Here is a 26082-nt window from a genome sequence, read left to right on the forward strand (position 1 = left end):
GCGATGAGTACCGACGAAAAACGCATCCGTGAGTTTGCTTATCAGATCTGGGAATCGGAGGGCCGCCCCGAGGGTCAGGAGGCCCGGCATTGGGAGATGGCGCGCAAGCTGGCGGAAGCCGAGGCACTGGCGCCGAAAAAACCGACAGCGGCCAAACCCACCGCCAAGCCCAAAGTCGCCAGCAAGCCGGCGGCGGCCCCGAAAGCAGCGCCCAAGCCCGCGACCGACGCCAAACCCGCCGCCGAAAAGAAACCGCGAGCACCGCGCAAGCCCTCAGCCAGTTGAGCCGTGTACGGTATTGAAGACACCAAAAACCTGTAGGAACAGGGCTTGCCCGCGAAGCTTTTAGCGATCTCAAGGGCCTCTTCGCGGGCAAGCCCTGCTCCTACAGGTACGTGGTGTTTGCTGGATCGTATTGCCAGCATGCCCCTTCGATCCGTACACCGCCCCACCGAACACACCCGCAGGAGCGCCCATGACCAAGCCGAAAAAGCCCGACCCCACGCCCGAAGCCCAACCCTCGCGAATCCGCGAGGGCCTGCCCTTCCCGCTGGGCGCCACCTGGGATGGCCTGGGGGTCAACTTCGCACTGTTTTCCGCCAACGCCACCAAGGTCGAACTGTGTCTGTTCGACGACAGTGGTGAAGTCGAACTGGAACGCATCGAACTGCCCGAGTACACCGACGAAATCTTCCACGGCTACCTGCCCGACGCCCATCCCGGACTGATCTACGGCTACCGGGTATACGGCCCCTACGACCCGCAGAACGGCCACCGCTTCAACCCCAACAAACTGCTGATCGACCCTTATGCCAAGCAGTTGGTCGGCCAGTTGAAATGGTCCGAGGCACTGTTCGGCTATACCATCGGCCACCCCGACGCCGACCTCAGCTTCGACGAACGCGACAGCGCGCCCTTCGTGCCCAAGAGCAAGGTCATCGACCCGGCCCACACCTGGGGCCACGACCAGCGGGTCAATGTGCCCTGGGAACGCACCCTGCTCTATGAAACCCATGTGCGCGGCATCAGCATGCGCCACCCGGCGGTGCCGGAGGCGGTGCGCGGCACCTTCGCCGGGCTGATGGTCGACGAGGTGCTGGAGCATATCCGAAAGCTCGGGGTGTCCTCGGTGGAGCTGCTGCCGATCCACGCCTTCGTCAACGACCAGCACCTGCTGCAAAAAGGCATGACCAACTACTGGGGCTACAACAGCATCGCCTTCTTCGCCCCCGACCCGCGCTACCTGGCCAGCGGCAAGATCGCCGAATTCAAGGAAATGGTCGCGCACCTGCACGAAGCCGGCCTGGAAGTGATCCTCGACGTGGTCTACAACCACACCGCCGAAGGCAACGAGCAAGGTCCGACCCTGTCCATGCGCGGCATCGACAACGCCTCCTACTACCGCCTGATGCCGGACGACAAGCGCTTCTACATCAACGACTCGGGTACCGGCAACACCCTGGACCTGAGCCATCCCTGCGTGTTGCAGATGGTCACCGACTCGCTGCGCTACTGGGCCACGGAAATGCACGTGGACGGTTTCCGCTTCGACCTGGCAACCATCCTCGGGCGCTATCACGATGGTTTCAACGAACGCCACAGTTTCCTCGTCGCCTGTCGCCAGGACCCGGTGCTGAGCCAGCTCAAGCTTATTGCCGAACCCTGGGACTGCGGCCCCGGCGGCTATCAGGTCGGCGGCTTCCCGCCGGGCTGGGCCGAGTGGAACGACCGTTTCCGCGACACCGTGCGCGCATTCTGGAAAGGCGACGACGGCCAGCTCGCCGACTTCGCCAAACGCATGACTGCCTCCGGCGACCTGTTCGACCAGCGCGGTCGACGCCCCTACACCTCGATCAACTTCGTCACCGCCCATGACGGCTTCACCTTGCACGACCTGGTGTCGTACAACGACAAGCACAACGAAGCCAACGACGAAAACAACCAGGACGGCACCAGCAACAACCTGTCCTGGAACCACGGCGTCGAAGGGCCCACCGATGATCCGGCGATCAATGCCTTGCGCCTGCGGCAGATGCGCAACTTCTTCGCCACCCTGCTGCTGGCCCAGGGCACGCCGATGATCGTCGCCGGCGACGAGTTCGCCCGCACCCAGCACGGCAACAACAACGCCTATTGCCAGGACAGCGAAATCGGCTGGGTCAACTGGACCCTGGACGACGACGGCAAATCGCTGCTCAAGTTCGTCAAGCGCCTGGTCAAGCTGCGCCTGGCCTATCCCATCCTGCGCCGCGGACGCTTCCTGGTCGGCGACTACAACGAACAACTGGGGATCAAGGACGTCACCTGGCTGACTCCGGACGGCCAGGAAATGACCACCGAGCACTGGCACGACGGCAACGGCCGCAGCCTGGGCATATTGCTCGACGGCCGCGCCCAGGTTTCCGGCGTTTCCCGTACCGGCGCCGATGCGACCTTGCTGATTGCCGTCAATGCCCACCACGACGGCGTCAATTTCCGCCTGCCGGAAGTGCCGCAAGGTCTGGACTGGACGTGCGTAATCGACACCAACGACCCGCAGGTCAAGGGTCAGGAGCGTTTCGCCTTCAACAGCGAATACACCCTCACCGGGCGTTCGCTGGTGATGTTCGAGTTACAACGTGACGAAGAAAACTGACGTTTTTTCAGCAATAAAAGTCGCATTCCGGTCTGTATCGGCGATACTCACCCACGCATTACCGGGTCGCCAGGCGACACCGAACGCATCAGGGCTGATGGAGGATGCGTGCAAGTCCACACAAGGAAGTGATAAATATCATGAGAATCCAAGCTGCACGCAACGAAGTTGCACCGCTGATCTGGAATTCGCGGCAGTTGGCCCGTGTCCCGACCATTGGCCTGCACCGCCTGATCCGACCCGGCGCCCGGGTGGTCGTGATCGCCCCTCATCCCGGTGACGAAGTGCATTGTTGCGGCGGCCTGCTGCAACTGCTCGCCACCCTCGAACATCCGCTGCTGTTGATCTCGATTACCGACGGCAGCGCCCTCTACCCTGGCTCCACCCTGTGGCCTTCGAGCCGCCTGAGCGTGGTCTGTCCCCAGGAAAGTGCCGAAGCCCTGCGCCGCCTGGGCCTGGAACTGCACCGGCTGAAATGGATTCGCGGCGGCTTTCGCCATGGCGCACTGGAGCAACAGGAACAGCCGCTGAGTCAATTCCTGCGGCGCTACCTGCGCTCGGGCGATGTGGTGCTGACCACCTGGCGTGAAGACGGTATTGCCGATCATGACAGCGTTGGCCGGGCCGCCGCCCAGGCCTGCGCCGCCAGCGGCGCCACACTGTTGGAGATACCCGTGCATGCCTGGTTCCGGCCCTTGCGCGACGAAGGCCTGCTCCCCTGGCATCGGGCGCGCAAGATTCGCCTCGACACCTGGGGCATCGCCCGCAAGCTGCATGCCGCGCACGCCTACCACAGCCACCTGCAAGGCGATCCGGAACTGGGGCTGCCACCGGTCCTGGTACCGGCCCTGCTCGAACGGGCACGGCAACCGTTCGAGATAGTGTTTATCTGAAAAACACGGGAAAAGCGCCTCTTCCGGGGCTTGCTCAGATCCAGCCTGAATAGACTAAATAGCCGATTGATCAATGACTTGAAAAACCTGATCAAACCAATCTATTTATTCGCTACTTTCTTGACGTCGACCTGCACCTCTCCTTAGCTACAAGTGACTACCCCCGGTTTTAAAACCCAAGGGGCAAGCCTTCGGCCCCCCGCCAAAGCGGGTCGCCGAGGGTTTGCCTCGATGATTTCGGCCGTCCCTCGTTCGGGGGCAGGAGAGACGCTAATGCAGGTATTTATGCGACAGCAAGGAACACCCGATGAAAACGTTCATGGCCCACCCCAACCCGAGGATGACGGTTTATACGGTTTCGACCGCCCTTTTGCTGTGCTCCGCCCTGGAGCTGCAAGCGGCGCCTTTCGAAGAGGACTTCCAACCTTCATACCAGGGCGACACCCCCTCGCCCTTGCCACTGGGCCAATTACCCATACTGAGCAACAGCGGCCCATTACCGGGTTGGCGGTTCGCCGGCATCGTCCCGAACATCGGTGATCCCGATCCGACGGTTCACTTCCTCGACCGTACCCTGGGCCAGGGTGAGATAGGTAACCTCGATCCACTGTTTTCCGGCGCTTTTGGCGACCTGCTGATTGTTCCCGGCCTCTACAGCAATCACAGCGACGGCCAGACACTGACGGCCGGGGTCTTTACCGGGAACAGCGGCCCACTGGATCGGGTTGACGCTTTTGTCACGGCACCTCGTGATCCGCGCATGGATGGCTTGAGCCCCCAAGGGAACAATCTCGGGGCCTTCTGGAGCCTGACCGGACAACAGGGCTGGCACGTCAACCTGACGGCCATGAACAATCAGACCACGGTTTATACCCGCTCCGACCAGGGCACCTTGCAAGGCCAGGCATCGCGGCAAATGACGTTTTCGCTGGAGGGAGGGTTCCCGATCGGACTGGGCCAGCACTGGATCATCGAACCCCAGGCCCAGGTGGTCAACCAGCAAGGTAGCGTGGACATGCTCGGACAGGCGACTACCTCCGACCCTTCGCTCTGGAGCGGTCGGATCGGCGCCCGTCTCAATGGCAGCTATGAAGTGAACGGCCTGCCGCTGGAACCCTACCTGCGCACCAACTTCTGGCATACGTTCGGCAGCGGCAGCCCGGTGAGCCTGGAGCCGGTCGACAAGATCGCCATGAGTCGCAACAGCTCCACCGTGGAACTGGGACTGGGCCTGGTGGCCAAGGTGTCGCCGACGGTCAGCCTGTATGTCAGCGCGGACTACAGCGGCACCTCCGATGACACCGGTTTGAACGGCATCATCGGCAACGTCGGGGTGCGAATGCGCTGGTAGGCGCTAGCCCTCCGGCCGCAACATCAGCACCGCCAGTGGCGGCAGGTTCAGCACCAGCGACACGGCCTGGCCATGGCTGGCGTGGTCTTCGGTGAAGGCCCCGCCGCCATTGCCATAGTTGGAGCCGGCATACATCGCCGCATCGCTGTTGATCACTTCCTTCCACTGCCCGGCAAAGGGCACGCCGACCCGATAGGCCTCGCGCGGCACCGGGGTGAAGTTGGCGACCACCAGCAACGGCCGCCCTTCCCGACTCCAGCGCAGCCAGGCATAGACGCTGTTGGTCGCATCGTCGCCAATCAACCACTGGAAGCCCTGGGGCACATCGTCCTGGTCATACAGCGCCGGCTCCTCGCGGTACAGGCGGTTCAGGTCGCTCACCAGCTTCTGCACCCCGAGGTGCTCGGAATACTGCAGCAGATACCAGTCCAGCTGCTGATCGTGATTCCACTCGCGCCACTGACCGAACTCGCAGCCCATGAACAGCAGCTTCTTGCCCGGATGCCCCCACATGAAACTCAGGTAGGCCCGCAGGTTGGCGAACTTCTGCCAGCGATCGCCGGGCATCTTGTCGATCAGCGAATGCTTGCCGTGCACCACCTCGTCATGGGAAATCGGCAGGATAAAACGCTCGGACCAGGCATACACCAGGCCGAAGCTCAGTTCGTTGTGATGGTGGGCGCGGTACACCGGGTCCTGCTGGATGTAGTGCAGCGAATCGTGCATCCAGCCCATGTTCCATTTGTAAGCGAACCCGAGCCCGCCCTGCTGGGTGCCCTGGCTCACCCCCGGCCAGGCCGTGGACTCCTCGGCGATCACCAGGGCGCCGGGGGCTTCCAGGGCCACCACATCATTGAGATGACGCACGAACTCGATGGCCTCGAGGTTTTCCCGGCCACCGTGACGGTTCGGTACCCACTCGCCGGCCTTGCGCGAATAGTCGCGGTAGAGCATCGACGCCACCGCATCCACCCGCAGGCCGTCGACATGGAAATGCTTGAGCCAGTGCAGCGCCGAAGCCAGCATAAAGCCGTGGACCTCGGTGCGCCCGAGGTTGTAGATCAGGGTGTCCCAGTCCTGGTGAAAACCTTCCAGCGGGTTGCCGTACTCATACAAGGCGGTGCCGTCGAACTGCGCCAGGCCGTGGGTATCGGTAGGAAAATGCGCCGGTACCCAGTCGAGGATCACGCCGATTTCAGCCCGGTGGCAGGCATCGACAAAGGCGGCGAAATCGTCCGGGCTGCCATAACGCGCACTCGGCGCGAACTGCGATAGCGGCTGATAACCCCAGGAGCCGCCGAACGGATGCTCCATGATCGGCATCAGTTCGATATGGGTGAAGCCCAGTTGCAGGACATAGGGAATCAGCCGCTCGGCCAGCTCGCCCCAGCTGTACTGGCGGGACACTTCGCCGACTTCGTCGATCTCGCACTGCCAGGAGCCGGCATGCAGCTCATAGATCGACAGCGGTGCGTCATGTCGATGCCGGGCGCCGCGCGATTCCATCCAGGCCTGGTCCTGCCAGTCGATGCGCAAGGGCGAAGCGACGCGCGAAGCGGTGTCCGGCGGTAGCTGGGTGGCCAGGGCCACGGGGTCGGCCTTGAGCGGCAGGATCGCGTCCTTGCCAAGAATCTCGTACTTGTAGGCCTCGCCCGGATGCAGGCGCGGCACAAAGATTTCCCAGACGCCGCTGGGGTGGCGCAGGCGCATCGGATGCCGACGCCCATCCCAGATATTGAAGTCGCCGACCACCGAAACCCGCCGGGCATTCGGCGCCCAGACCGCGAAACGCACGCCATCGACGCCGTCGACCCGGGTCACCTGGGCGCCGAGACAGCTGCTCAGGTCACGGTGGTTGCCTTCGGCGAACAGGTAGAGGTCCATCTCCCCGAGCAACGGTCCGAAGCTGTAGGGGTCCTCGCAGATCTGCTCCCCCGCTGCCCACTGGATGCGCAACAGATAGGGCTGGCGCTGGGCGAAGTGACCGACAAACAAGCCCGGCACCTCGGTGCTGTCGAGACTGCCCAGGACCTCTTCGCTGTCGCGGGCCAAGGCCTGGACGCCCAGGGCACCGGGCAGGAAGGCGCGGATATACTGCCCTCCGACATCGTCGTCATGGGGGCCGAGGATGGCAAACGGGTCCTGGTGTTCGGCCCGTACCAGGGCCTCGATATCCTTCTTCGCGGGCAATGCACGGTTCACCGGTTTACCTTGTTCCTTGCTCAAACTCATCACTGCTCTCCACCGGACAAGGTTTTCACTTCACTCAACAACCCGCTCAAACCATGCAACGGCACGCTGAGCCAGGCAGGGCGGTTTTCCGCCTCATAGACAATTTCATACGCGGCCTTCTCCAGGCTGAACAGGGTCAGGGCCGCTTCTTCGCCGGCCGGATCCTGCCATGCCTGAACAAGATTAGCCGTCGCCCGCCGATATGCCTGGATAAAGGCCTTGCGGGCGTCTATCAGATAACGCTGGGTGACGCGTCGACTGGCCGGCCCGACAGCCCCCGACGATTCAAGGACCGTGGCGCTGTTGTAGGCCATGGCCGCAGCGTAGTCGAACGAACGCAACACACCACTGACATCTTTGTAAGGGCTGTGTTTGCCGCGACGCTCCTGCAACGAACGGGCCGGCTCCCCTTCGAAGTCGATCAGGTAGGCATCGCCCTGTACCACCAGCACCTGGCCCAGATGCAGGTCGCCATGGACCCGCAGGCGCAGACCGCCCACCACCTGGCCGGCCAATTTCTGAATATAGTCAAGAACGGCTTTTTTCTGCTCCAGCAGACGGCCCACCAGCGCCCGCTCATTCTCCGGCAACCCGTGCTGGTGCTGCTTGAGCAAACGCAAGGCATGCTCCATCTGACTGCAGATCGTCTTGCTCCAATGCTGCGCATCCTTGGCCGTACTCGCCTGGGCACTGAAGGCCGGGTCGACGGTGGGCGCCGCGAGCACCAGGTGCATCTCGCCCAGGCGCTGGCCGAGCAAGCCGGCGAAATCCGCCAGTTCACCGAGGGCGTTGAAATGTTGCTCATGGTCCGAAACGGCGTCGGCCAATTCATCGCGGATCGCCCGCTCCAGATTATTCTGGGTCCAGCTCCAGGCATCGCCCTGGTTGTTGAGCATCCCTTGGGCAATCATCAGCAGGCTGTCTTCGCCCTTGGCATCACGACGCACCACCGACCCCAGCAACGGCGAAATATGCTGGAAACCGGCAGCGGTAAGGTAGGCGCTCATTTCCAGTTCCGGGTGCACACCGGCACTGACCTTGCGGATCAGCTTGAGCATGATCCGCTCGGCCACCACCACCGAACTGTTGGACTGCTCGGACGACAGGTAACGCACCGCCATGTCGGCGGACAGCTCCAGGGCCTTGAGTTCGGGTTCGGCCTGGAAGTGCAGCTCGCCATCGCTGCCGACCAATACCGTGTCGCCGCGCATGCCTTCGATGACCGCGCGGATAAAAGGCTCAAGATTGAATGCATCAGTGATCAGGCCCACTTGCCGCCCCCGGCGGACCCGGGCCATGGCCAACTGTTGCGGTAATGCGGCACTGGTCTGGTCCTCGGCCAGAAACCCGAACGGCAACTGGTAACGACTGCTCTGGCCATCCGCCGTGACTTCGACTTCAGCGAGCAGCACGGGGTGCTGCGGGTCACCGAAACGCACGCCATAGACCAGGCGCACCTGTTCGAGCGCCGTATCCTTGCCGGCGAACCAGCGCCGCTTGGGCAGCCATTCCGGCAGGATCGTCTGCTCCAGGGCCTTGCGCGAAGGGCTTTCCAGCAGTTCTTCCATGCGGTGTTTCAGCACCAGGGTGGTGAAGTCCGGCAGGCTCTGCACCGGCTCCACGTGCCAGCTGGGCATTTGCGTTTCCGTGGCGAGCAGGAACCAGTAGAAACCATAGGGTGGCAGGGTCAGCAGGAAATTGAGCTGGCCGATGGGCGGGAACGCATTGCCGCCGAGCATCTCCACCGGCACCCGGCCGGCGAACGCGGACAGCTCCAGCTCTGCCGCCTGGGCGGTGCGGGACACGTTGGCGACACAGAGAATGATCTCGGTCTTGCCGTCAGGCCCGGTGTATTCGCGGGTATAGGCGAGGATGCGACGGTTGTTCGGCGAGAGCATTTTCAGGCTGCCGCGGCCGAAGGCTTTCTGTTGCTTGCGCACCGCCAGCAAGCGACGGGTCCAGTTCAACAACGAATGAGGGTCGCCTGCCTGGGTCTCGACGTTCACCGTCTGATAGCCGTAGAGCGGGTCCATGATCGGCGGCAGCACCAGGCTGGCCGGGTCGGCGCGGGAGAAACCGCCGTTGCGGTCGATGGACCATTGCATCGGCGTGCGCACGCCATCGCGGTCGCCCAGGTAGATATTGTCGCCCATGCCGATTTCATCGCCGTAGTACAGGGTCGGCGTGCCCGGCATCGACAGCAGCAGGCTGTTGAGCAGTTCGATGCGGCGGCGGTCGCGCTCCATCAGCGGTGCCAGGCGTCGGCGGATACCGAGGTTGATCCGCGCCCGGCGGTCGGCGGCGTAGTAGTTCCAGAGATAGTCGCGCTCACGGTCGGTGACCATTTCCAGGGTCAGCTCATCGTGGTTGCGCAAGAAGATCGCCCACTGGCAATTGGCGGGGATTTCCGGGGTCTGGCGCAAGATATCGGTGATCGGGAAGCGATCCTCCTGGGCCAACGCCATGTACATGCGTGGCATCAGCGGAAAATGGAAGGCCATATGGCATTCGTCGCCGTCGTCGCCTCTTTTGTCACCGAAGTACAGCTGGGTGTCTTCCGGCCACTGGTTGGCTTCGGCCAGCAGCATGCGATCGGGATAATGCGCATCGATTTCGGCACGGATCTTCTTGAGCACCTGGTGGGTCTCGGGCAGGTTCTCGTTGTGGGTGCCGTCACGCTCGATCAGGTAGGGAATGGCGTCCAGGCGCAGACCGTCGATGCCCAGGTCGAGCCAGTAGCGCATCACTGCCAGCACCGCTTGCAGCACCGGCGGATGGTCGAAGTTCAGGTCCGGCTGGTGGGAATAGAAGCGGTGCCAGAAGTACTGGCCGGCCACCGGATCCCAGGTCCAGTTGGACTTCTCGGTGTCGAGGAAGATGATCCGGGTGTCGGTGTATTTGTCGTCGGTGTCGGACCAGACGTAGAAGTTGCGGGCGCTGGAACCGGGCTTGGCCAGGCGCGCGCGCTGGAACCAGGCGTGCTGGTCGGAGGTGTGGTTGATCACCAGTTCGGCGATGACCCGCAGGCCGCGCTTGTGGGCTTCGGCGATAAAGCGCTTGGCATCGGCCATCGTCCCGTAGTCGCTGTGCACACCACGGTATTCGGCGATGTCGTAGCCGTCGTCGCGGCGTGGCGAGGGGTAGAACGGCAGCAGCCAGATGGTGTTCACGCCGAGGTCGGCGATGTAGTCGAGCTTGGCGATCAGGCCGGGAAAGTCGCCGATGCCATCGTTGTTCGAGTCGAAGAAAGATTTGACGTGTACCTGGTAGATCACCGCGTCCTTGTACCAGAGCGGGTCGTCGATAAAGCTGGCTGGGCGGGTTTTCTTCGCCATGGGTAACTCCTGTCGAATCAGTCGGACCGCAGGCAACAGCAGTCTGTTTTTTATGCAGGGATTGGCTGACAGCAGCGTCACTGTGGTGGCGGAGCTTGTGTGGGAGCGGAGCTTGCCCGCGAAGAGGCCCTCAAGACCGCTAAAAGCTTCGCGGGCAAGCTCCGCTCCCACAAGTCAAGCCTTCCCACAGAACCGAGCCCTGCCTGTCAAAGGGGCTGAATCCGCCAGATCCCGAACGGCTGGTGCCAGGGCTCGATACGCATCCACTGGGTCTTGCCGTACCAGGTCCAGGTGTGGCCGTTCATCAGGTCTTCGCCACGGGTGGCGGCATCATCCGCCAGGCCGAATTCCCACAAGGGCAATTCGAAGTGCGCTTCCTGGGCGTTGTGCGGATCGAGACTGACCGCCACCAGGATGAAACTCTCCAGGTCCGCCGTGCGCTTGCCGAAATACAGGATGTTGTCGTTCCAGGCGTTGTAGACCTGCAACCCCAGGTGCGTCTGCAGGGCCGGGTGCTGGCGACGGATACGATTGAGCTGGGCGATCTCGGCGATGATGTTGCCTGGCGCGCTGAAGTCCCGTGGGCGGATCTCGTATTTCTCCGAATCCAGGTACTCCTCCCTGCCCGGCAAGGCCGCCGACTCGCACAGCTCGAACCCCGAGTACATGCCCCAGAGCCCCGAGCCCATGGTGGCCAGCGCCGCGCGGATAAGGAATCCCGCGCGCCCGGAATGGTGGAGAAAGGCCGGGTTGATATCCGGCGTGTTGACGAAGAAATTCGGCCGGAAGCAATCACGCCAGGGCGACTGGTTCAGCTCGGTGAAATAGGTGGTCAGTTCAGCCTTGGTGTTGCGCCAGGTGAAATAGGTGTAGCTCTGGGAATAGCCGACCTTGCCCAGGCGCGCCATCATTGCCGGCGTGGTGAACGCCTCGGCGAGAAACATCACCTCGGGATGAGCTCCGCGCACATCGGCGATCAGCCATTGCCAGAACGGCAGCGGCTTGGTGTGGGGGTTGTCGACACGAAAGATCTTCACCCCCTCCGCGACCCAGCCCAGGACGATATCCCGCAGCTCGACCCAGAGGCTGGGAATCGCCTCGGCGGCATAAAAATCGACGTTGACGATATCCTGGTATTTTTTCGGTGGGTTCTCCGCATACTTGATGCTGCCGTCCGGCCGCCAGTTGAACCAGCCCGGATGCTCCTGCAACCAGGGATGGTCCTGGGAGCATTGGATGGCGAAATCCAGGGCGATTTCCAGGCCGTGCTCGGCCGCGGCGCTGACCAGCCGGCGAAAATCCTCGCGACTGCCCAGTTGTGAATGAATCGCCTCGTGCCCACCCTCCTCGCTGCCAATGGCATAAGGGCTGCCCGGATCGTCGGGGCCGGCAACCAGGGCATTGTTCGGGCCCTTGCGGTAGCTGCGACCGATGGGATGGATCGGCGGGAAATACAGTACGTCGAAGCCCATGTCACGAATCATCGGCAGGCGACTGTGCACATCATTGAAGGTGCCGTGACGGGACGCCCGGTCGGTGACCGAACGGGGAAACAGTTCGTACCAGCTGGCGAACTGAGCCAGGCTGCGCTCCACCTCCAGCGGATAGTCGTAGCTGCGGCTGAGGTAGGCATGGTGATCGGCCTTGCGCATCAACCGCGCCGTGGTGGCCTTGAGAAAGCGCTCGACCTGGCCATCGTTCGACAGATACAGCAATTCCTCATGCAAGGCCGTCAGGCCCATGGCCACCTCTTCATGACTGCGTTCGATGGCGTGCAGCACTTGCGCCCGCCCTTCCTGCAATTCGAGATCGATGGGCACACCGGCGACGAATTTCTTCTCCAGTTCGTAGCAGAAGCTGGCGAACTGATCGATCCAGGCCTCGATCCGATAGACATAGCGCCCCTGGTCGCCGACCCGCAAGCGGCCCTGCCAGGCATTGTTGCCTTTATCGGTCATCGCGGTGCGTTGCCAGTCGGCGTCGCCCAGGTTTTTCCAGGCCAACAGCACGGCCAGCTTGTCGTGGCCGTCGGCAAATACCTTGGCGCTCACCACCAGTTCCTGCCCCGCCACCGCCTTGACCGCGAACTGCCCGCCATCGACGGTAGGCACCACGTCTTCGATGGCGATGCGCGGCAGCAGCAAGGCCTGGGACAAGGGCAGGACTTCGGTGCCCTCCTCGTCCAACGGTTTATCAGCTGACATCGAGCATCACTCCTTACGCCCCATGGACGCTCTACTCTGCGTAATCTGCATGGCAACCGGCTTCATCCTGAAACAAGGTCACTTCAGTTCGGAGCCTACTGCCGGAATAAAAGTTCAGACCGATTTATCGGGAAACTCCACTCGTCATAAAGCGGGAGTCAAAAGCACTCGGGCAGGGTCCACCGTTATACGGAGTGCCCTGATACATAACAGGGCGCCTATCTGAAGCACGCATAAAGGAGGCCAGCTTCATGAATATTCCGATTCCGGCAGAAACGCCCGATCCCAATATCGACAAACCGACCCTGCCACCAACGGAGCCACAGCCGATCCCCGAGCAGGAACCGCCGGGCAGCACGCCGCCGCCCAGGATCGATCCACCGACGACCATGCCCCCGGTGATCGCCTGACGCGGCGCGCCTGAAGCATAGACGGGAATGTCGCCCCAGCCGCGCCTTCCCCTGAACACAAGGAGAGCACCATGCCCGTGCATATCGAACCCTCGAACCAGACCTGTGCCCTGGAGCAAGGCGATGTCCGCCTCCACGGGCCGGCCAGCGCCGTGCGCATCAGTACCGACGACGATAAAAGCATGTCCCGCGCCGAACTGGACGGTCGGTTCATCTGGATTACCGAAGCGCAAGCCGACGCCCTGACCGTCGCCGGTGCCTTCGACGGCCGCCATCATGTGAAGGCCAGTGACGGTGATTCGGTGATTTGATTGACCTGTGTCAGCACCGGCGCCCGGCATTTACGCCCGGCGCCACAGGGCACGATGGCAGGGAGCGGCACGGGGTAGGACAAGCTGTCGCAGGCCCTCACCCACGCCTATCTGATCCGCTTTTTATTCAAATACCTGAGTCTGTTATGCAAACAGTTCGCTCGGCATAGTGCCCAGGCCTGATGGAGGCTGACGAGCGAAAGACCATGAGCGAGAGAATCCCCGTCCAGAGTGTTGAAACCTTTGAGCCTTTGCGTCCAAAGATGAAGGCCAAATCTACCGACCAACTGATCCATACCCGCAGCTTCAGCGGACTGTTTCGTAACCTGCGCCTGGGTGGCGCGGGTTTTCTGTTCCTGCTGTTTTTCGGCACCGTGTGGCTGAACTGGGGCGGCCGCCAGGCGGTGCTCTGGGACCTCGCCGAAAGCCGCTTCCATATCTTCGGCGCGACCTTCTGGCCCCAGGACTTTATCCTGCTCTCGGCCCTGCTGATCATCTGCGCCTTCGGCCTGTTCGCCATCACCGTGTTCGCCGGGCGGGTCTGGTGCGGTTATACCTGCCCGCAAAGCTCCTGGACCTGGCTGTTCATGTGGTGCGAGAAAGTCACCGAAGGCGAGCGCAACCAGCGCATCAAACTGCAAGCCGCGCCCTGGGGTCCGAACAAACTGGCCCGGCGCGCGGCCAAACACACCCTGTGGCTGGGTATCAGCCTGCTGACCGGGCTGACCTTTGTCGGTTACTTCACGCCGATCCGGCCACTGGCCCAGGAACTGATGACCCTGCAGATCGGTGGCGTCAGCCTGTTCTGGGTGGTGTTCTTCACCGCGGCCACCTACATCAATGCCGGCTGGCTGCGGGAAGCGGTGTGCATGCATATGTGCCCCTATGCGCGGTTCCAGAGCGTGATGTTCGACAAGGACACCCTGACCATCTCCTACGACCCCGCCCGAGGTGAAAACCGGGGGCCGCGCAAACGTGATGTGGCGCCGGCCAGTGTCGGCCTGGGGGACTGCATCGACTGCCAGATGTGCGTGCAGGTCTGCCCCACCGGCATCGATATCCGCGACGGCTTGCAGATGGAATGCATCGGCTGTGCGGCGTGCATCGACGCCTGTGATTCGATCATGGACAAGATGGGCTACGCCCGTGGCCTGGTGAGCTACACCTCCGAGCATCAGTTGCAGGGTGGCAAGACCCATCTGCTGCGCCCACGGCTGATCGGCTACAGCGCCGTGCTGCTGATCATGATCGGTGCGCTGGCCCTGGCCCTGGTGGAACGGCCCATGGTCTCGCTGGACGTAAGCAAGGACCGTGGGCTGTTCCGGGAAAACAGCCAGGGGCAGATCGAGAATATCTACAGCCTCAAGGTCATCAACAAGACCCAGCAGCCCCAGCGCTATCGCCTGGAGCTACTGGACAGCGAGGGCTTCCAGTTGCAGGGCAAGACCGAACTGAACCTGGCGGCGGGCGAAATCGCCGACCTGCCGGTGTCGGTGGCGATGCTCGGCGACAGGCCGAAAAGCAGCTCGCAGGAGCTGAGTTTCAAGGTGGTCGACAGCGACGAGCCCGAGGTCTACAGCGTGGCGAAGAGCCGCTTTGTCGCCCCGCTGAACCGTTGATGCCTTAGAATCCCGAACGCCGATGCCGATCAACCCGAACGCCAGAGTTGCCATGAAACGCTACGAAAAATTCGCCGATGACATCGCTGAACTGATCCGCACCGGCGTCCTCGGCCCCGGCCAGCGCGTGCCGTCGGTGCGTTATGCCAGCCAGACCTACGGGGTCAGCCCGTCCACCGTGTTCCAGGCCTACTACCTGCTGGAACGCCGCGGCCTGATCCGTGCCCGACCGCGCTCCGGCTACTTCGTCAACGCCCACACGCCGAGCCCGTTCTCGGAGCCGGCGATCAGCAGCCAGGTCAGCGAGTCCACCGAGGTCGATGTCAGCGAACTGGTGTTCTCGGTGCTGGACTCCATCAAGGACCCCGCCACCGTGCCCTTCGGCTCGGCCTTCCCGAGCCCGACGCTGTTTCCCCTGCAACGCCTGTCCCGTTCCCTGGCCAGCTCCAGCCGCGAGATGGACCCGCGCATGGTGGTCACCGACCTGTCGCCGGGCAACCCGCAACTGCGTCGGCAGATCGCCCTGCGTTATATGGTCGGCGGGCTGATGCTGCCCATGGAAGAACTGCTGATCACCAACGGTGCCCTGGAAGCGCTGAACCTGTGCCTGCAAGCCGTCACCGAGCCCGGCGACCTGGTGGCCATCGAGGCTCCGGCCTTCTATGCCTGTCTGCAGGTGCTGGAACGACTCAAGCTCAAGGCGGTGGAGATCCCGGTGCATCCGCGCGACGGCATCGACCTCGGAGTGCTGGCCCAGACCCTGGAACGCCATCCGATCAAGGCCTGCTGGTGCATGACCAGCTTCCAGAACCCCCTGGGCGCGACCTTGCCCGAGACGAAGAAGCAGGAGTTGGTGGAACTGCTGCGTCTGCATCAGGTGCCGCTGATCGAGGACGATGTCTACGCCGAGCTCTATTACGGCCAGCAGGCGCCGAAACCGGCCAAGGCCTTCGACACCGAAGGCCTGGTGATGCACTGCGGCTCCTTTTCCAAGAGCCTGGCGCCGGGTTATCGCATTGGCTGGGTGGCGGCGGGACGTTATGCGCAGAAGGTCGAACGGCTCAAGCTGATGACCTCGCTGTGCGCCTCGATGCCGGCCCAGGCGGCCCTGGCCGACTATCTGCAAAACGGCGGCTACGACCGGCACCTGCGCAAACTGCGTTATGCCCTGGAAGAACAGCAGAGCGCCATGCTGGCGGCGATTGCCCGCTATTTTCCGGCGCAGACCCGGGTCAGCCAGCCGAGCGGCGGTTACTTCCTGTGGCTGGAACTGCCGGAACAGATGGATTCGCTGAAACTGTTCCAGATCGCCCTGGCCCAGGGCATCAGCATCGCCCCGGGGCCGATCTTTTCGCCGACCCGGCGCTTTCGCAACTGCATCCGTTTGAATTACGGCAGCCCGTGGAACGAGGTGTCGGAGCAGGCGATGGAGACCCTGGGACGGATTGTGCGGTCGTTGCTGGAGCAGTGAGCCGTATTATTGCGCCAAGGGCCAGTGCATCAGATACGCCGCGCCGGTCACCCGAATCATTGGATGCGGCACGATCTGACATTCGCCAACGATCGTAAAACCATGACGCTGATAGAAACGGCAGGCACCTGTATTCATTGCATAGTCGATCAGGCTCAGGCCCTTGAGCTCAAGCGCCCGGCAGCGCTGGCGGGCATATTCAAGAAAGCGCGCGCCCAGGCCCTGGTTACGCCAGCCCTCGTGCAGGGCCAGGCTGGAAATATACAAGGTGTCAGGAATTTCCAGATCGGCATACGGCGCCAGCACCGGATCGGTACTCGGCGTTGCCTGCGGATCTTCAAACATCGGATAGCTGTGCAACATGCCGATAACCTGGCCATTCGCCTCGGCCATCCAGCAGTTCTCATAGGAAAAATCCACGCCTTCGCGGGCATAACGCCGCTCGCCGACGTCCAGCAGGGACTCATCGCCCTCAGTCAACTGGCTCCAGATATAGTCGCAGGCCCCTTCCGAGGAAATCTGGAACAGGCGGGCAATCTCGCGGGCGTCCGCGCGCAGCGCCGGACGAAAGATAACGGTCATTCGGGGGTCCCTGTAACGGGCCAGGTAAAGCCCTGGCAGCAGCGTTACAGTGTGCGGTGTCTACTCGACAGGGCGTTGTGCCCGAGCGACATGCCTGGCGCAAAAACCGACTTAGCGTCCACCTGCCAGATCGATAAAGGTCCCGGTGGCATAGGAGGCCTTGTCCGAGAGCAACCAGATAATCGCCTCGGCCACCTCTTCGGCGCGACCGCCACGACCCATGGGAATCGCCGACTCCAGCTTGCTGACCCGGTCGGCATCGCCGCTCAGGGCGTGGAACTCGGTATAGATATAACCAGGACGCACGCCATTGACGCGAATGCCCTCGCCCGCCAGCTCCTTGGACAAACCCAGGGTGAAGGTGTCTACCGCGCCCTTGGAGGCGGCGTAATCCACGTATTCGTTGGGCGAGCCGAGACGCGCCGCCGCCGAGGATACATTGACGATATTGCCGCCCTGGCCACCATGGCGTGGCGACATGCGCCGCACCGCATGCTTGGCGCAGAGGATCGGCCCGAGGGTGTTGACCTTCAGGGTCTGCAGGATACGGAATTCGGACATTTCATCGACCCGGGACTTGTGCCCGACGGTCCCGGCATTGTTGACCAGGGCGGTGACCGGCCCCAGCTCGGCGTCCACCCGGTTGAACAGGCGGATCACCTCGTCCTCGGTACTGACATCGGCGCGCACGGCAATGGCCACAGCACCCAGCCCGCGCACCTGCTCCAGCACCCGCAGGGCCGACTCCTCGTCCGCCAGGTAGTTGATGCAGATACGATAACCCTGTTGCGCGGCGAGCAGCGCAGTGGCGGCGCCGATACCACGACTGCCGCCGGTGATGACGATGACTTTGTCCATGAACCCGTTCCCTCGATCAACCTGTAACTTGCCGCAAAAGCATACCTGTCGGCGGCCTTATTTGTGTAGTCGCCAAAGGTCGCAAGCGCGGTACTAAACGCTTACATAGACCCAGGCATCCAGACCGGAGGCCAGACGGACCAAGACGCGTTTGTAGTCGGAGACTTCATAGGCATCCGCCGCCGCCAGCTCTTCGGTGCTGATCTGGAAAACCATGCCGCTCACGCTGTCCTCGGGGCTGCCGGGACAGACGATGGGATGGTGGGTCTTGCCGCTGGTGGCGAGGACCTGGGGGTCGGTGATCTCGACCCAGGATTGAGCATAGCCGAGCATGCGGTCGGCGCTGCCCGCCAGTTCGCGCCCGAAATTGGACAGTTGCACAGCCTTGTCCTGCAAGGTGCCGTAGGAAAACAGCAGTACCGGTGTTGCCGTAAAATCGGTCATGAAGGCCTCGTCTGTCAAAGAGGTGAGACAGTCTAAACGCTCCGCGCCCGGATGCCGAGTCGATCAACCCAACGCCCGCAAATACGCCCAGGGATAGATGCCCTGCTGGTGCCCGTCATGACGCTATGGGGCAGATAGGTGATTTCAGCGAGACCGGCTCATAATTGATCAACCGCACGTGTTTGATTTCAGACACCAGGCTGCCCTCAATGAATGCTCAGGCTTCGGACCCGACTGGTGGTCACATTTACATGGAAAAGCCGGCCGTGGGGATCAGTGAAGATCCAGTCCGGCCCGTGGCGGCGTAGGACCACGTCCTGGTCCTGGCCCCAGTCGAGAATGGCACACAACTGTGACGAGAGACGGCTCATGAAATGCCAGCGCATTCGCTGAGACGAAACGCGAAACCCGACCAGCAGCCATTGTCCGTCAGACAATATCTGAGGCTGGAGATCCTCCGTGATCTCGGGAAAACGAAAACGCCGCAAACGTTTCTCATCGTTGACCAGCAGCTCCTGCTGATCTTCCGCCGGTGTTTCGAACCAGCATTCGAGGTATTCACCAAAGCTGTAGAACTGCCATGAAATATCCCCGCGGATCGGCTTGGGCGCAGCACCGCGACTCAGCAGGCGACGCTCGGGCAGGCAGTAGCTCCAACGCTCGAAAGTGCCATCCGCCAGTTGGATCAACCACTGTTCCTTAATATCCGTGGAATCGAAATGTACCAGAGGGCCGGGCAAGTCACTGACGTGCCAGAGCGTAGCAAGCTCCTTGCTGATATCCACCACCCGCACCTGCTTGCGGGTGGCGATGGTCCAGGCCACGCCGTCGAAGGTATCGGCGAAGAAGTCCATGGCCAGAACCCCCAGGTCCGTGGCGCTGCCGGTCACCAGGTCCAGCTTGCTGACACGCCACAACTCATCGCGCCGAACCAGGGCCAGGGCAACCCGGCGATTCTTGCTGATCACCAGGCGTTGCGCGGGTACGGCGAAGCGCTGGCACAGGCGACCGAGGCGGTCGACCATAGCCGCACCCGACTCACCCAGTGCCACCAGATATCCCTCATCGTTCAGTGTTACGGCGTCATACAGCGCGTAGCTGCCCGCCGGCGGTGCCGACCAGTGGGGGACGGGAGTAACCCTATTCAGGTTCGACAATCCCTGCTGGGTAATCAGGCCACTGGGCATGTCGAGCCTCAACAGCTCATCGCCACTCAATTTCACCAAGTTCGCGAGCTCCTTGTGAATGAGCCCCGGATGGCCACCGGAGTGGTCCGCCAACACCCCATGGACAATCGCAGCAGCCATCGACTGCACCTTACCCGTTGCGGGAGAAACCTTGAGCAGTGCCAGGGCCAGGTCCGCCCGCTCGCTGCCGCGCTGCGGATCGTCACGCAACGCACGCAGGTAAGGTTCATGGACCTCCAGGGTGTCGGGCAGCAGTACCGCTCGCTTGACCAGGGCCGCAGCCGCCAGCCCGCCACCGGCCGCCTCTGCACTGAGCAGCCATTGCCGTGCTCGCTCGCGGGACTTTGGCAACGGCCAGATCACTTCCACCGCCTCCAACCAATCCCCCTGGCCGACCAGCATCTCTGCCCACTCGATGCGCAATCGCTCGCTGGCTTGCGGCCAGCGTTCCTGCAAGCTCAGCACCGCATCAGCAAACGCCCGGTCACGACGGGCAACCTGCACGGCGCGCTGCCAGTCGTCTGCCAGACACAGCAGCCGGACAATGATTGCCGGCATCAAGCCCCAGGTCAGCGCCAGCTCCGCCGCCTGTTGATAGCGTTGATGTTTTTCCAGATAGTCCAGCGCTTCCCGGTGCACATGCAGCAACTCCGCCAGCACGTAAACCGCTTCTTCGATTCGCCCCTGGCGATCCAGGCGTTCGAATGTCCGGCGGTAGGTCTGGCGCAGATGTTCCCTGAGCCCGTCCGCCAGCTTCAGGCTGGCCGCAGGGCCTCGTGCCTGGCCCACGGTCAGCTGGTCACGGCGCTTTGGCGTGCCTAAGGCCCGCCCATTCCAGGTCTGGTCACTGCCCAGTGGAATCGCGTGGCGCAGCGCCTCGGCAATATCGCCGCTCTCGAACATTTCAAGCATGCGCTTCATATAGGCAGCCTGGCGCCGCTCCAGTAAACGGTTGAACTGCGAGGCCACGGCCATACGCTCCAACCACTGACGCCAAAGTGACGGCCTGACCTGGCCTTGTCGCTTGCGCTCAGGTACCGGGGCAACGGCTGCGGCACCACCTTGTCGGGTCTGTGCACGCGTGCGCTGGCGTCGCCACCGGGTGGGCAAATGCACCAACCACATAACCAGGGCGATAAACAGCAAACAGCCCAGGAACAAGGCAGGGTTGAAGCCGGCCCCCGCCGAAGGCTCGCTCAGAAGCGGCGATCGGCGGGTAGCAGTCGATGCCGGGCCAGCCGCATCCTGCCAATAGAAAATCAACATCACCAGCATGACCAGTCCCGACAACAACCAGGTCTGAACCGAGACTGTCAGCCTCTCGTGCGCTCGTACTACCTTCGGAGCCAGCACCGTCACGACGGATGCCTGACGGCTGGTGGTACCGGCAGTTTTAAACGCTTTGGCGACAGCCTCCCGCTCGGCGCTGGGCGCTGGAATCACCGCCCCCAGTACTTGGCGAATGTCTTGCAATTCCCAGGCATCCAGTACAGGTTCGGGCAGGGCTTCCCGGCAGTCGTAGGTTTCCAGCAGAGCATAACGCTCTATATCGAACCACTGTCCCGGTTGTAGCTCGATGCCATCGGCCAGGTTCAACGCCTGCACCCGGGCACCACGAATCAACCAGAGATCCGCCAGCGGCAGCGCACTGATTTCATCCGCCTCAAGCAACGCCGAACTCCAGGTCTGCCCCTGACGAATCAACGGCCAGGGTTTGAGGCGGTCGCAGGACATTGATTCGGCAACCTTGAAACACAAGGCATCACCATCGGCAAAACGATAGGCGCGAGCGCCTGGGCGCCAATACCGGACAATCTCTACCTCGCCGGTCGCCTCGTCGAACCGGTCGCGGGGAAACCACAGCGCTCCGACCGACTGCCAGCCAACCAAACCGGGACGCTTGACGGACAACTCAAGGATGTCACTCATCGACCTGCTCCTTGCGATTGCACTGCACCTGCAGTCGTACCTGCCGCTCGCTGACAACGTAAACCACCAACTCACTGGCCTCGGTGATCAACACCAATACAGTGGAATCAGGGCAGAAGCTGACCTGCAGAATTTTCGTCGTCGCGGTGAAGATCTCCTGGGTCTGCCCACTCTTGACCAGAAGCACACGTCTCCGGTCAATGCCAAGCACCACCAGCGCAAGCTGCTCGCCCTCCATTTCATGCAACAAGCCGATAGCCTTGCAGCCCGGTGCCAGTACGAGGCGGGATAGCGGCTGGGGATGACTCTCGTGGTTGAACAGCGTCCAGCTTTCCCCCGGGCCATGACCATATTGCACGGCACAAGAGCCGAAACGCCGGCGCCAGAATCGCAGGCTGGAAAACAGTACCTGTGTCGCCTCGCTACCATCGCCCAGGGAGTAAGAGTCATACCGTGTCGCATTGAGGGTCGCGTGGCGAACAAACAAGCGACCGGCACCGCGATTGGCATAGACCAGAACCTCATCATTGATCCGCGCCATGCTGAGCACATCTCGATCCTGATAGTAAGTGCGACCGGGAGCAGTCGCGCTCAAGCGTTCACCACTGGTATTCATCCAGTACGCCAGGGTTCGATCACTCGTCAGCATGAACAGCCGGCCATGACTGGAGGTTCTCAGGTAGATGGCCGGGAGCAGCGTTGCCGTATCGACCGGCGCCAGCAGCTCTTCCTGGGGGGGGCGGGTGGCCGTGCCTATGTGCGGCAACTGCCAGAAGCGCAACTGTTCGTCAGCACTCAGGACGGCACCGGCCTGACGATTCTGCAGGACCATAGCCAGGGGCGTCGACTCGCGAGGCCAGAGCTGGCGCTTGAACTTGGCGCTCTTCTTCTGCCCCGGCCGGGGAATTGAGAAAACCAGCAAGCCAGGCTCATCGAGCAGGCGAACCGCAACATGGGTAGCGGCACTGCCAATCAGCGGCGACGAGGTCAGCGAGATTCGCGCCGCCGTGGTCATATGCGCATCGACCGGCACTTCATTGACGAACTGGCCCTTGAGCAAGCGTTGCGCCGCCTCTTTGTCCGGGAGTGGCAGGACCATTGGCGCGGCGTCCGCAGGCTGTGCCTGCAATTCCAATGCATCCCCGAACAGCCCCCGCTGGATCTGTAAAACGCGTATGCCCTGACCCGTGGGGCCTTTGACCGAAGGCAGGCGCTGACCAACCAACCAGCACTCGCTCGCAGCCTCCGGGCATTCGGCCAATGTGGCTTGCCATCGCTGCCAGTGAGCTTCGGTGACCACCCTATAGGTCCGCGCATCGAGCAGTCCGCGCAACTGCAAAGATGAATGAAACTCGAACAACTCAGGCTCCTGCTGCAAGACGCCCCAGCGAAACTGCGCACCGTGCTCGGCTGCTCGTCGGGCCAGCAGGATCATCAGCGCCAGATGAACCAGTCGGGCACCACCCAGCTGCAGCGGGCCGGCATCGAATAACACCACGATCATTCGTGAGGCCTGACGCGCACGAAGCTCGGGCGCAAGAAACAGATGCTCGCCACTGGAAGCACGCCGCAGGAACTCGTCGGCAAACTCATCGACCAGCAACCATTCGCTGCTCAGCAGCCGCTCGTAGCTGCCGCGCCGACGCAAGTCACCCAGGCCATCCGGCTCCGGGACACCGCCTTGCTGTGCGCCCCTGAAAGGCCCCAGCAACGGGCTGATGCAGCCCAGCAGCGCCCCAAGGGTTGGCACCAGCTCAGGGGCAAACCACTCCAGCCATTGACGCCAGGGTTGCAAGGATTCGGGTAACTGCATGACAGACCTATGAAGCCGAACGCCAAAACGTCCATGGAAGAATAAAAAGGGTAGGCATTCCGCTAGTTCCAATACCCATCGATACGCGCCAGCCATTCGGCGCTGACCGGCAGCAATCGATCCAGTGGCACACAGATTGCCGGACGATGCCAGAGCAACAGTGGCTCACGCTTGAATTTCGCCATAAGCGCCTGAGCCAGCAGATCAATCGCACAGTCCGGCTGCCAGAGACTCGGTCGCCACAACTGCGGGGCGTGCTCACAGACGCAGGCATATTCGACGCCCGCGACCCAGGGCAGGCGTGAGGCTTCGCCGCTGACAATCAGCACATCGCGGCTGGCAGTCGCTTGCAGGCCCCAACGTTGCGGGGCACTCATCACCGACAGGCGAGCGTGCAGATCCCTGGCGACAGCGCCCCAGGCCACCGCCGCCACAGGCCGCCCAGGCTCGGGTTGTGGCACCCAGCCCCAGCTCAATGGCAGAGCCCCACTCATGTCGCGGGCGTCAGTTGCCTGACCAGCAGCCCCCTCAAGCCCAGCAATTCGGGCGGCATACTGTCTGCCGAGAAGTTCGCATCGATCTCGCGCAACACCGCCTCGGACTCGGCGGGGTCCAGCGCCTGTCCGGAAGACGCCCGCAGCAGGCATTGTTGCGCGGCCTCCATCAGACGACTGACACGGGACAAGGGTTGCAGGGTCGCCTCCTCCACCGCGCTGAACAGGTTGCTGTTGCTCGACAACAGCAGCACTTCGCGCAACACTTCGCGACCATGCTGTTGCGCTTCCTTGGTCGCCAGTGCGTACAACAGTGGCCATAGGTCCGCCTCGGTGGCCTGCAGGCGACCGCCGAGCAAGGCGGCCGCGGCAATCAGCCGCTGGGACTTGACGATGCGCCGATCGGACAACTGGATACCCGCCGCCCGAAGTCGCCGAATGGCGTTTGCCAGGGCAGGCCGGACCGACTGCACATCGACGTCTTTCATCGCCTGGCTCAAGGTGTCCAGTTCACTCAGATTCATCAACTGCTGAACGGGCAACTGATCGGACTGCCAGCCACCGCTGAGCATCGCTTCAAGCTGGTTGTCCGGCACCGCGTCGACAAACAAGTGCAGCAGGAAGCGATCACCGAACGCCGCCAGCGCCTCATCGTCCGGCAAACCGTTGGCAGCCCCCACACAGATCCGCAACGGGCATTTGATCCGGGTATGCCCGCGCCGGAACTGACGTTCGTTGAGTACCCCGAGCAGGGTGTTGAGAATCGCGGTCGACCCCAGGAAGACCTCATCAAGGAACACAATATCCGCCTCGGGCAGCATGCCGCTGACATCGGTCTCAACCGTGCCTTCCCGGAGTTTCTTCAGATCCACCGGGCCGAACAGCTCAGATGGCTCGGTGAAGCGCCCCAGCAGATACTCGAAATAGCGCCCGCCCATGGCCTGGGCCACGCGCCGTACCACAGCGCTCTTGGCCGTCCCCGGCGGACCGACCACCAGCAAATGCTCCTGGGCCACGGCGGCCAGTACGATCATCTCCGCCAGCTGTTCGCGCCCGACCAGTCCTTCGGTTGCCGCCCTGACGCCCTGGCGGATATGTTGTGCGGCTAGCTGTATGGCGGACGACATACGACGGATCCTTCCTGAAACAAAAGTGCGGATCTTGCCTCAAACACGCCTGATCGCAAAGGGCCAGCTTGTTTCTCCTTTCTTTCGCAGTCATTCGTCCAGTCGCCTCTATGGTTATGCAAAGAGGTTATTTAACCAAACCGCTCGCCTCTCATAAGCTCCACCCACCGGACCACCGGCCCCGCCCTTCTCACTGCTGTCTCTGCGAGGTGTCCATGGTCGCCCTGGTTCCCGGCACTACCCGTTCCCGTTTATTGCTTTCAGCACTGGCCGTCGCCTTGTCCCTGGCCGCCTCCACCGTCGACGCCAACGAAACCCTGCGCATCGGCTACCAGAAATCCTCGACCCTGATCACCTTGCTCAAGAGCCAGGGCACCCTGGAGAAAGCCCTGGCCAAGGAGCATATTGACGTCAGCTGGCACGAGTTCCCCAGCGGCCTGCCCCTGCTCGAATCGTTGAACGTGGGCAATGTCGATATCAGTGCCGACGTCGCCGATACGGTGCCGGTGTTTGCCCAGGCGGCCAAGGCCCGACTGACCTACTTCGCCCAGGAGGCCGCGTCCCCCGAAGCCCAGGCGATCGTGGTCAAGAGCGACTCGCCGATCAAGACCCTGACCGATCTCAAGGGCAAGAAAATCGCGGTGACCAAGGCCGCCGGCAGCCACTACCTGCTGATCGCGGCACTGACCAAGGCCGGGTTGAAGTTCAGCGATATCACGCCCGCCTACCTGACCCCCGCCGACGGGCGCGCCGCGTTCGAGAACGCCAAGGTCGACGCCTGGGTCGCCTGGGAACCCTTCCTCAGCGGCGTCCAACGGCAACTGCCGACCCGCACCCTGGCCGACGGCCAGGGCCTGGCGAACTACAAACGTTATTACCTGGCGAGCACGCCTTACGCCCAGTCCCATCCGCAAGTCCTGAAGCAGGTGTTTGCCGAACTGCAAAAGTCCGGGGCCTGGATCAAGACCCATCCCAAAGACGCCGCCGAGATCCTCGGCCCGCTGTGGGGCAACCTGGATGCGCCGACGGTCGAGGCCGCCAACCGCCATCGCAGCTATGACGTGCAGGCGGTCACGGCCGACCAATTGAGCGAACAGCAGCAGATCGCCGATGCGTTCTTCGCGGCCGGTCTGCTACCGCAGAAGATCAACACCCGGGACGTCGGTATCTGGCAACCCTGATCAGGC

General features: G+C 62.5%; 19 protein-coding genes. 9 read left to right on the top strand and 10 right to left on the bottom strand.

Translation table 11 applies throughout. The features are described from left to right. Positions 1 to 3 precede the first annotated feature (3 nt). The 4 genes from M5C01_RS25495 to M5C01_RS25510 all read left to right on the top strand — a co-directional run bounded on the left by M5C01_RS25495 (position 4) and on the right by M5C01_RS25510 (position 4879). Positions 4 to 285, top strand: coding sequence for a DUF2934 domain-containing protein (locus M5C01_RS25495; RefSeq protein WP_152741366.1), 282 nt, complete (start codon positions 4 to 6; stop codon positions 283 to 285). A 190-nt stretch (positions 286 to 475) separates the two neighbouring features. After that, on the top strand, positions 476 to 2635 hold the full coding sequence (gene glgX, locus M5C01_RS25500; RefSeq protein ID WP_152741367.1) for a glycogen debranching protein GlgX: 2160 nt from the start codon (positions 476 to 478) through the stop codon (positions 2633 to 2635). A 140-nt stretch (positions 2636 to 2775) separates the two neighbouring features. Beyond that, positions 2776 to 3528 carry a PIG-L family deacetylase gene (locus tag M5C01_RS25505; RefSeq protein ID WP_103495078.1) on the top strand — a complete coding sequence of 251 codons (753 nt, stop codon included), beginning with the start codon at positions 2776 to 2778 and terminating at the stop codon, positions 3526 to 3528. Between the two features lie 307 nt (positions 3529 to 3835). Then, positions 3836 to 4879 (top strand): autotransporter outer membrane beta-barrel domain-containing protein, encoded by a 1044-nt coding sequence (locus tag M5C01_RS25510; RefSeq protein ID WP_152741368.1) that lies wholly within the window; start codon positions 3836 to 3838, stop codon positions 4877 to 4879. A gap of 3 nt (positions 4880 to 4882) precedes the next feature. On the opposite strand, the gene glgB is transcribed toward M5C01_RS25510, so the two are convergent. The 3 genes from glgB to M5C01_RS25525 form a co-directional block, all read right to left on the bottom strand. Continuing rightward, on the bottom strand, positions 4883 to 7111 hold the full coding sequence (gene glgB / locus M5C01_RS25515; RefSeq protein ID WP_152741369.1) for a 1,4-alpha-glucan branching protein GlgB: 2229 nt from the start codon (positions 7109 to 7111) through the stop codon (positions 4883 to 4885). Then, on the bottom strand, positions 7111 to 10446 hold the full coding sequence (treS, locus tag M5C01_RS25520) for a maltose alpha-D-glucosyltransferase (RefSeq protein WP_152741370.1): 3336 nt from the start codon (positions 10444 to 10446) through the stop codon (positions 7111 to 7113). The genes glgB and treS overlap by 1 nt, the downstream gene beginning before the upstream one ends. 206 nt (positions 10447 to 10652) lie before the next feature. Beyond that, positions 10653 to 12650 (bottom strand): alpha-1,4-glucan--maltose-1-phosphate maltosyltransferase, encoded by a 1998-nt coding sequence (locus M5C01_RS25525; protein WP_152741371.1) that lies wholly within the window; start codon positions 12648 to 12650, stop codon positions 10653 to 10655. 251 nt (positions 12651 to 12901) lie between these two features. Here M5C01_RS25525 and M5C01_RS25530 point away from each other — a divergent pair, with 251 nt between their 5' ends. The 4 genes from M5C01_RS25530 (at position 12902) to mapR (ending at position 16461) form a co-directional block, all read left to right on the top strand. After that, on the top strand, positions 12902 to 13060 hold the full coding sequence (locus M5C01_RS25530) for a hypothetical protein (RefSeq protein ID WP_177101859.1): 159 nt from the start codon (positions 12902 to 12904) through the stop codon (positions 13058 to 13060). Positions 13061 to 13131: 71 nt separating this feature from the next. Next, on the top strand, positions 13132 to 13371 hold the full coding sequence (locus M5C01_RS25535; protein WP_103495083.1) for a DUF3203 family protein: 240 nt from the start codon (positions 13132 to 13134) through the stop codon (positions 13369 to 13371). Positions 13372 to 13577: 206 nt separating this feature from the next. Further along, entirely contained in the window at positions 13578 to 14990 is a 1413-nt protein-coding gene (gene ccoG / locus M5C01_RS25540) for a cytochrome c oxidase accessory protein CcoG (protein ID WP_152741372.1), read from the top strand. A 52-nt stretch (positions 14991 to 15042) separates the two neighbouring features. Further along, positions 15043 to 16461, top strand: a complete 1419-nt coding sequence (mapR, locus tag M5C01_RS25545; protein ID WP_152741373.1) for a GntR family transcriptional regulator MpaR — start codon at positions 15043 to 15045, stop codon at positions 16459 to 16461. Between the two features lie 6 nt (positions 16462 to 16467). Here mapR and M5C01_RS25550 read toward each other — a convergent pair whose 3' ends face one another. The 7 genes from M5C01_RS25550 to M5C01_RS25580 all read right to left on the bottom strand — a co-directional run bounded on the left by M5C01_RS25550 (position 16468) and on the right by M5C01_RS25580 (position 24895). Continuing rightward, a complete protein-coding gene (locus tag M5C01_RS25550) occupies positions 16468 to 17043 on the bottom strand; it encodes a GNAT family N-acetyltransferase (RefSeq protein WP_152741374.1) in 576 nt (191 codons plus the stop codon). A 111-nt stretch (positions 17044 to 17154) separates the two neighbouring features. After that, positions 17155 to 17901 (bottom strand): SDR family oxidoreductase, encoded by a 747-nt coding sequence (locus tag M5C01_RS25555; protein ID WP_103495087.1) that lies wholly within the window; start codon positions 17899 to 17901, stop codon positions 17155 to 17157. Between the two features lie 93 nt (positions 17902 to 17994). Further along, positions 17995 to 18345 (bottom strand): gamma-glutamylcyclotransferase family protein, encoded by a 351-nt coding sequence (locus tag M5C01_RS25560; protein ID WP_152741375.1) that lies wholly within the window; start codon positions 18343 to 18345, stop codon positions 17995 to 17997. A gap of 206 nt (positions 18346 to 18551) precedes the next feature. After that, positions 18552 to 21461 carry a bpX6 domain-containing protein gene (locus M5C01_RS25565; RefSeq protein WP_152741376.1) on the bottom strand — a complete coding sequence of 970 codons (2910 nt, stop codon included), beginning with the start codon at positions 21459 to 21461 and terminating at the stop codon, positions 18552 to 18554. Then, entirely contained in the window at positions 21454 to 23274 is a 1821-nt protein-coding gene (locus M5C01_RS25570; protein WP_152741377.1) for a hypothetical protein, read from the bottom strand. Before M5C01_RS25570 ends, M5C01_RS25565 begins: the two co-directional genes overlap by 8 nt. Before the next feature lie 62 nt (positions 23275 to 23336). After that, complete coding sequence (locus tag M5C01_RS25575) at positions 23337 to 23768, bottom strand: hypothetical protein (protein WP_152741378.1); 432 nt, start codon at positions 23766 to 23768, stop codon at positions 23337 to 23339. Further along, complete coding sequence (locus tag M5C01_RS25580; protein ID WP_152741379.1) at positions 23765 to 24895, bottom strand: AAA family ATPase; 1131 nt, start codon at positions 24893 to 24895, stop codon at positions 23765 to 23767. Before M5C01_RS25580 ends, M5C01_RS25575 begins: the two co-directional genes overlap by 4 nt. A gap of 215 nt (positions 24896 to 25110) precedes the next feature. On the opposite strand from M5C01_RS25580, the gene M5C01_RS25585 reads away from it, so the two are divergent. Further along, positions 25111 to 26076, top strand: a complete 966-nt coding sequence (locus M5C01_RS25585; RefSeq protein ID WP_152741380.1) for an aliphatic sulfonate ABC transporter substrate-binding protein — start codon at positions 25111 to 25113, stop codon at positions 26074 to 26076. The last annotated feature ends 6 nt before the right edge of the window (positions 26077 to 26082 follow it).

It is taken from the genome of Pseudomonas sp. MWU12-2319 (assembly GCF_023242525.1).
GTDB classification, from domain to species: domain Bacteria; phylum Pseudomonadota; class Gammaproteobacteria; order Pseudomonadales; family Pseudomonadaceae; genus Aquipseudomonas; species Aquipseudomonas gingeri_D.

Bases quoted from the DNA above. Each gene is read 5' to 3' on its own strand.
- M5C01_RS25495 (WP_152741366.1), top strand. From the start codon at position 4: ATGAGTACCGACGAAAAACGCATCCGTGAGTTTGCTTATCAGATCTGG.
- glgX (WP_152741367.1), top strand. From the start codon at position 476: ATGACCAAGCCGAAAAAGCCCGACCCCACGCCCGAAGCCCAACCCTCG.
- M5C01_RS25505 (WP_103495078.1), top strand. From the start codon at position 2,776: ATGAGAATCCAAGCTGCACGCAACGAAGTTGCACCGCTGATCTGGAAT.
- M5C01_RS25510 (WP_152741368.1), top strand. From the start codon at position 3,836: ATGAAAACGTTCATGGCCCACCCCAACCCGAGGATGACGGTTTATACG.
- glgB (WP_152741369.1), bottom strand. From the start codon at position 7,111: ATGAGTTTGAGCAAGGAACAAGGTAAACCGGTGAACCGTGCATTGCCC.
- treS (WP_152741370.1), bottom strand. From the start codon at position 10,446: ATGGCGAAGAAAACCCGCCCAGCCAGCTTTATCGACGACCCGCTCTGG.
- M5C01_RS25525 (WP_152741371.1), bottom strand. From the start codon at position 12,650: ATGTCAGCTGATAAACCGTTGGACGAGGAGGGCACCGAAGTCCTGCCC.
- M5C01_RS25530 (WP_177101859.1), top strand. From the start codon at position 12,902: ATGAATATTCCGATTCCGGCAGAAACGCCCGATCCCAATATCGACAAA.
- M5C01_RS25535 (WP_103495083.1), top strand. From the start codon at position 13,132: ATGCCCGTGCATATCGAACCCTCGAACCAGACCTGTGCCCTGGAGCAA.
- ccoG (WP_152741372.1), top strand. From the start codon at position 13,578: ATGAGCGAGAGAATCCCCGTCCAGAGTGTTGAAACCTTTGAGCCTTTG.
- mapR (WP_152741373.1), top strand. From the start codon at position 15,043: ATGAAACGCTACGAAAAATTCGCCGATGACATCGCTGAACTGATCCGC.
- M5C01_RS25550 (WP_152741374.1), bottom strand. From the start codon at position 17,043: ATGACCGTTATCTTTCGTCCGGCGCTGCGCGCGGACGCCCGCGAGATT.
- M5C01_RS25555 (WP_103495087.1), bottom strand. From the start codon at position 17,901: ATGGACAAAGTCATCGTCATCACCGGCGGCAGTCGTGGTATCGGCGCC.
- M5C01_RS25560 (WP_152741375.1), bottom strand. From the start codon at position 18,345: ATGACCGATTTTACGGCAACACCGGTACTGCTGTTTTCCTACGGCACC.
- M5C01_RS25565 (WP_152741376.1), bottom strand. From the start codon at position 21,461: ATGAGTGACATCCTTGAGTTGTCCGTCAAGCGTCCCGGTTTGGTTGGC.
- M5C01_RS25570 (WP_152741377.1), bottom strand. From the start codon at position 23,274: ATGCAGTTACCCGAATCCTTGCAACCCTGGCGTCAATGGCTGGAGTGG.
- M5C01_RS25575 (WP_152741378.1), bottom strand. From the start codon at position 23,768: ATGAGTGGGGCTCTGCCATTGAGCTGGGGCTGGGTGCCACAACCCGAG.
- M5C01_RS25580 (WP_152741379.1), bottom strand. From the start codon at position 24,895: ATGTCGTCCGCCATACAGCTAGCCGCACAACATATCCGCCAGGGCGTC.
- M5C01_RS25585 (WP_152741380.1), top strand. From the start codon at position 25,111: ATGGTCGCCCTGGTTCCCGGCACTACCCGTTCCCGTTTATTGCTTTCA.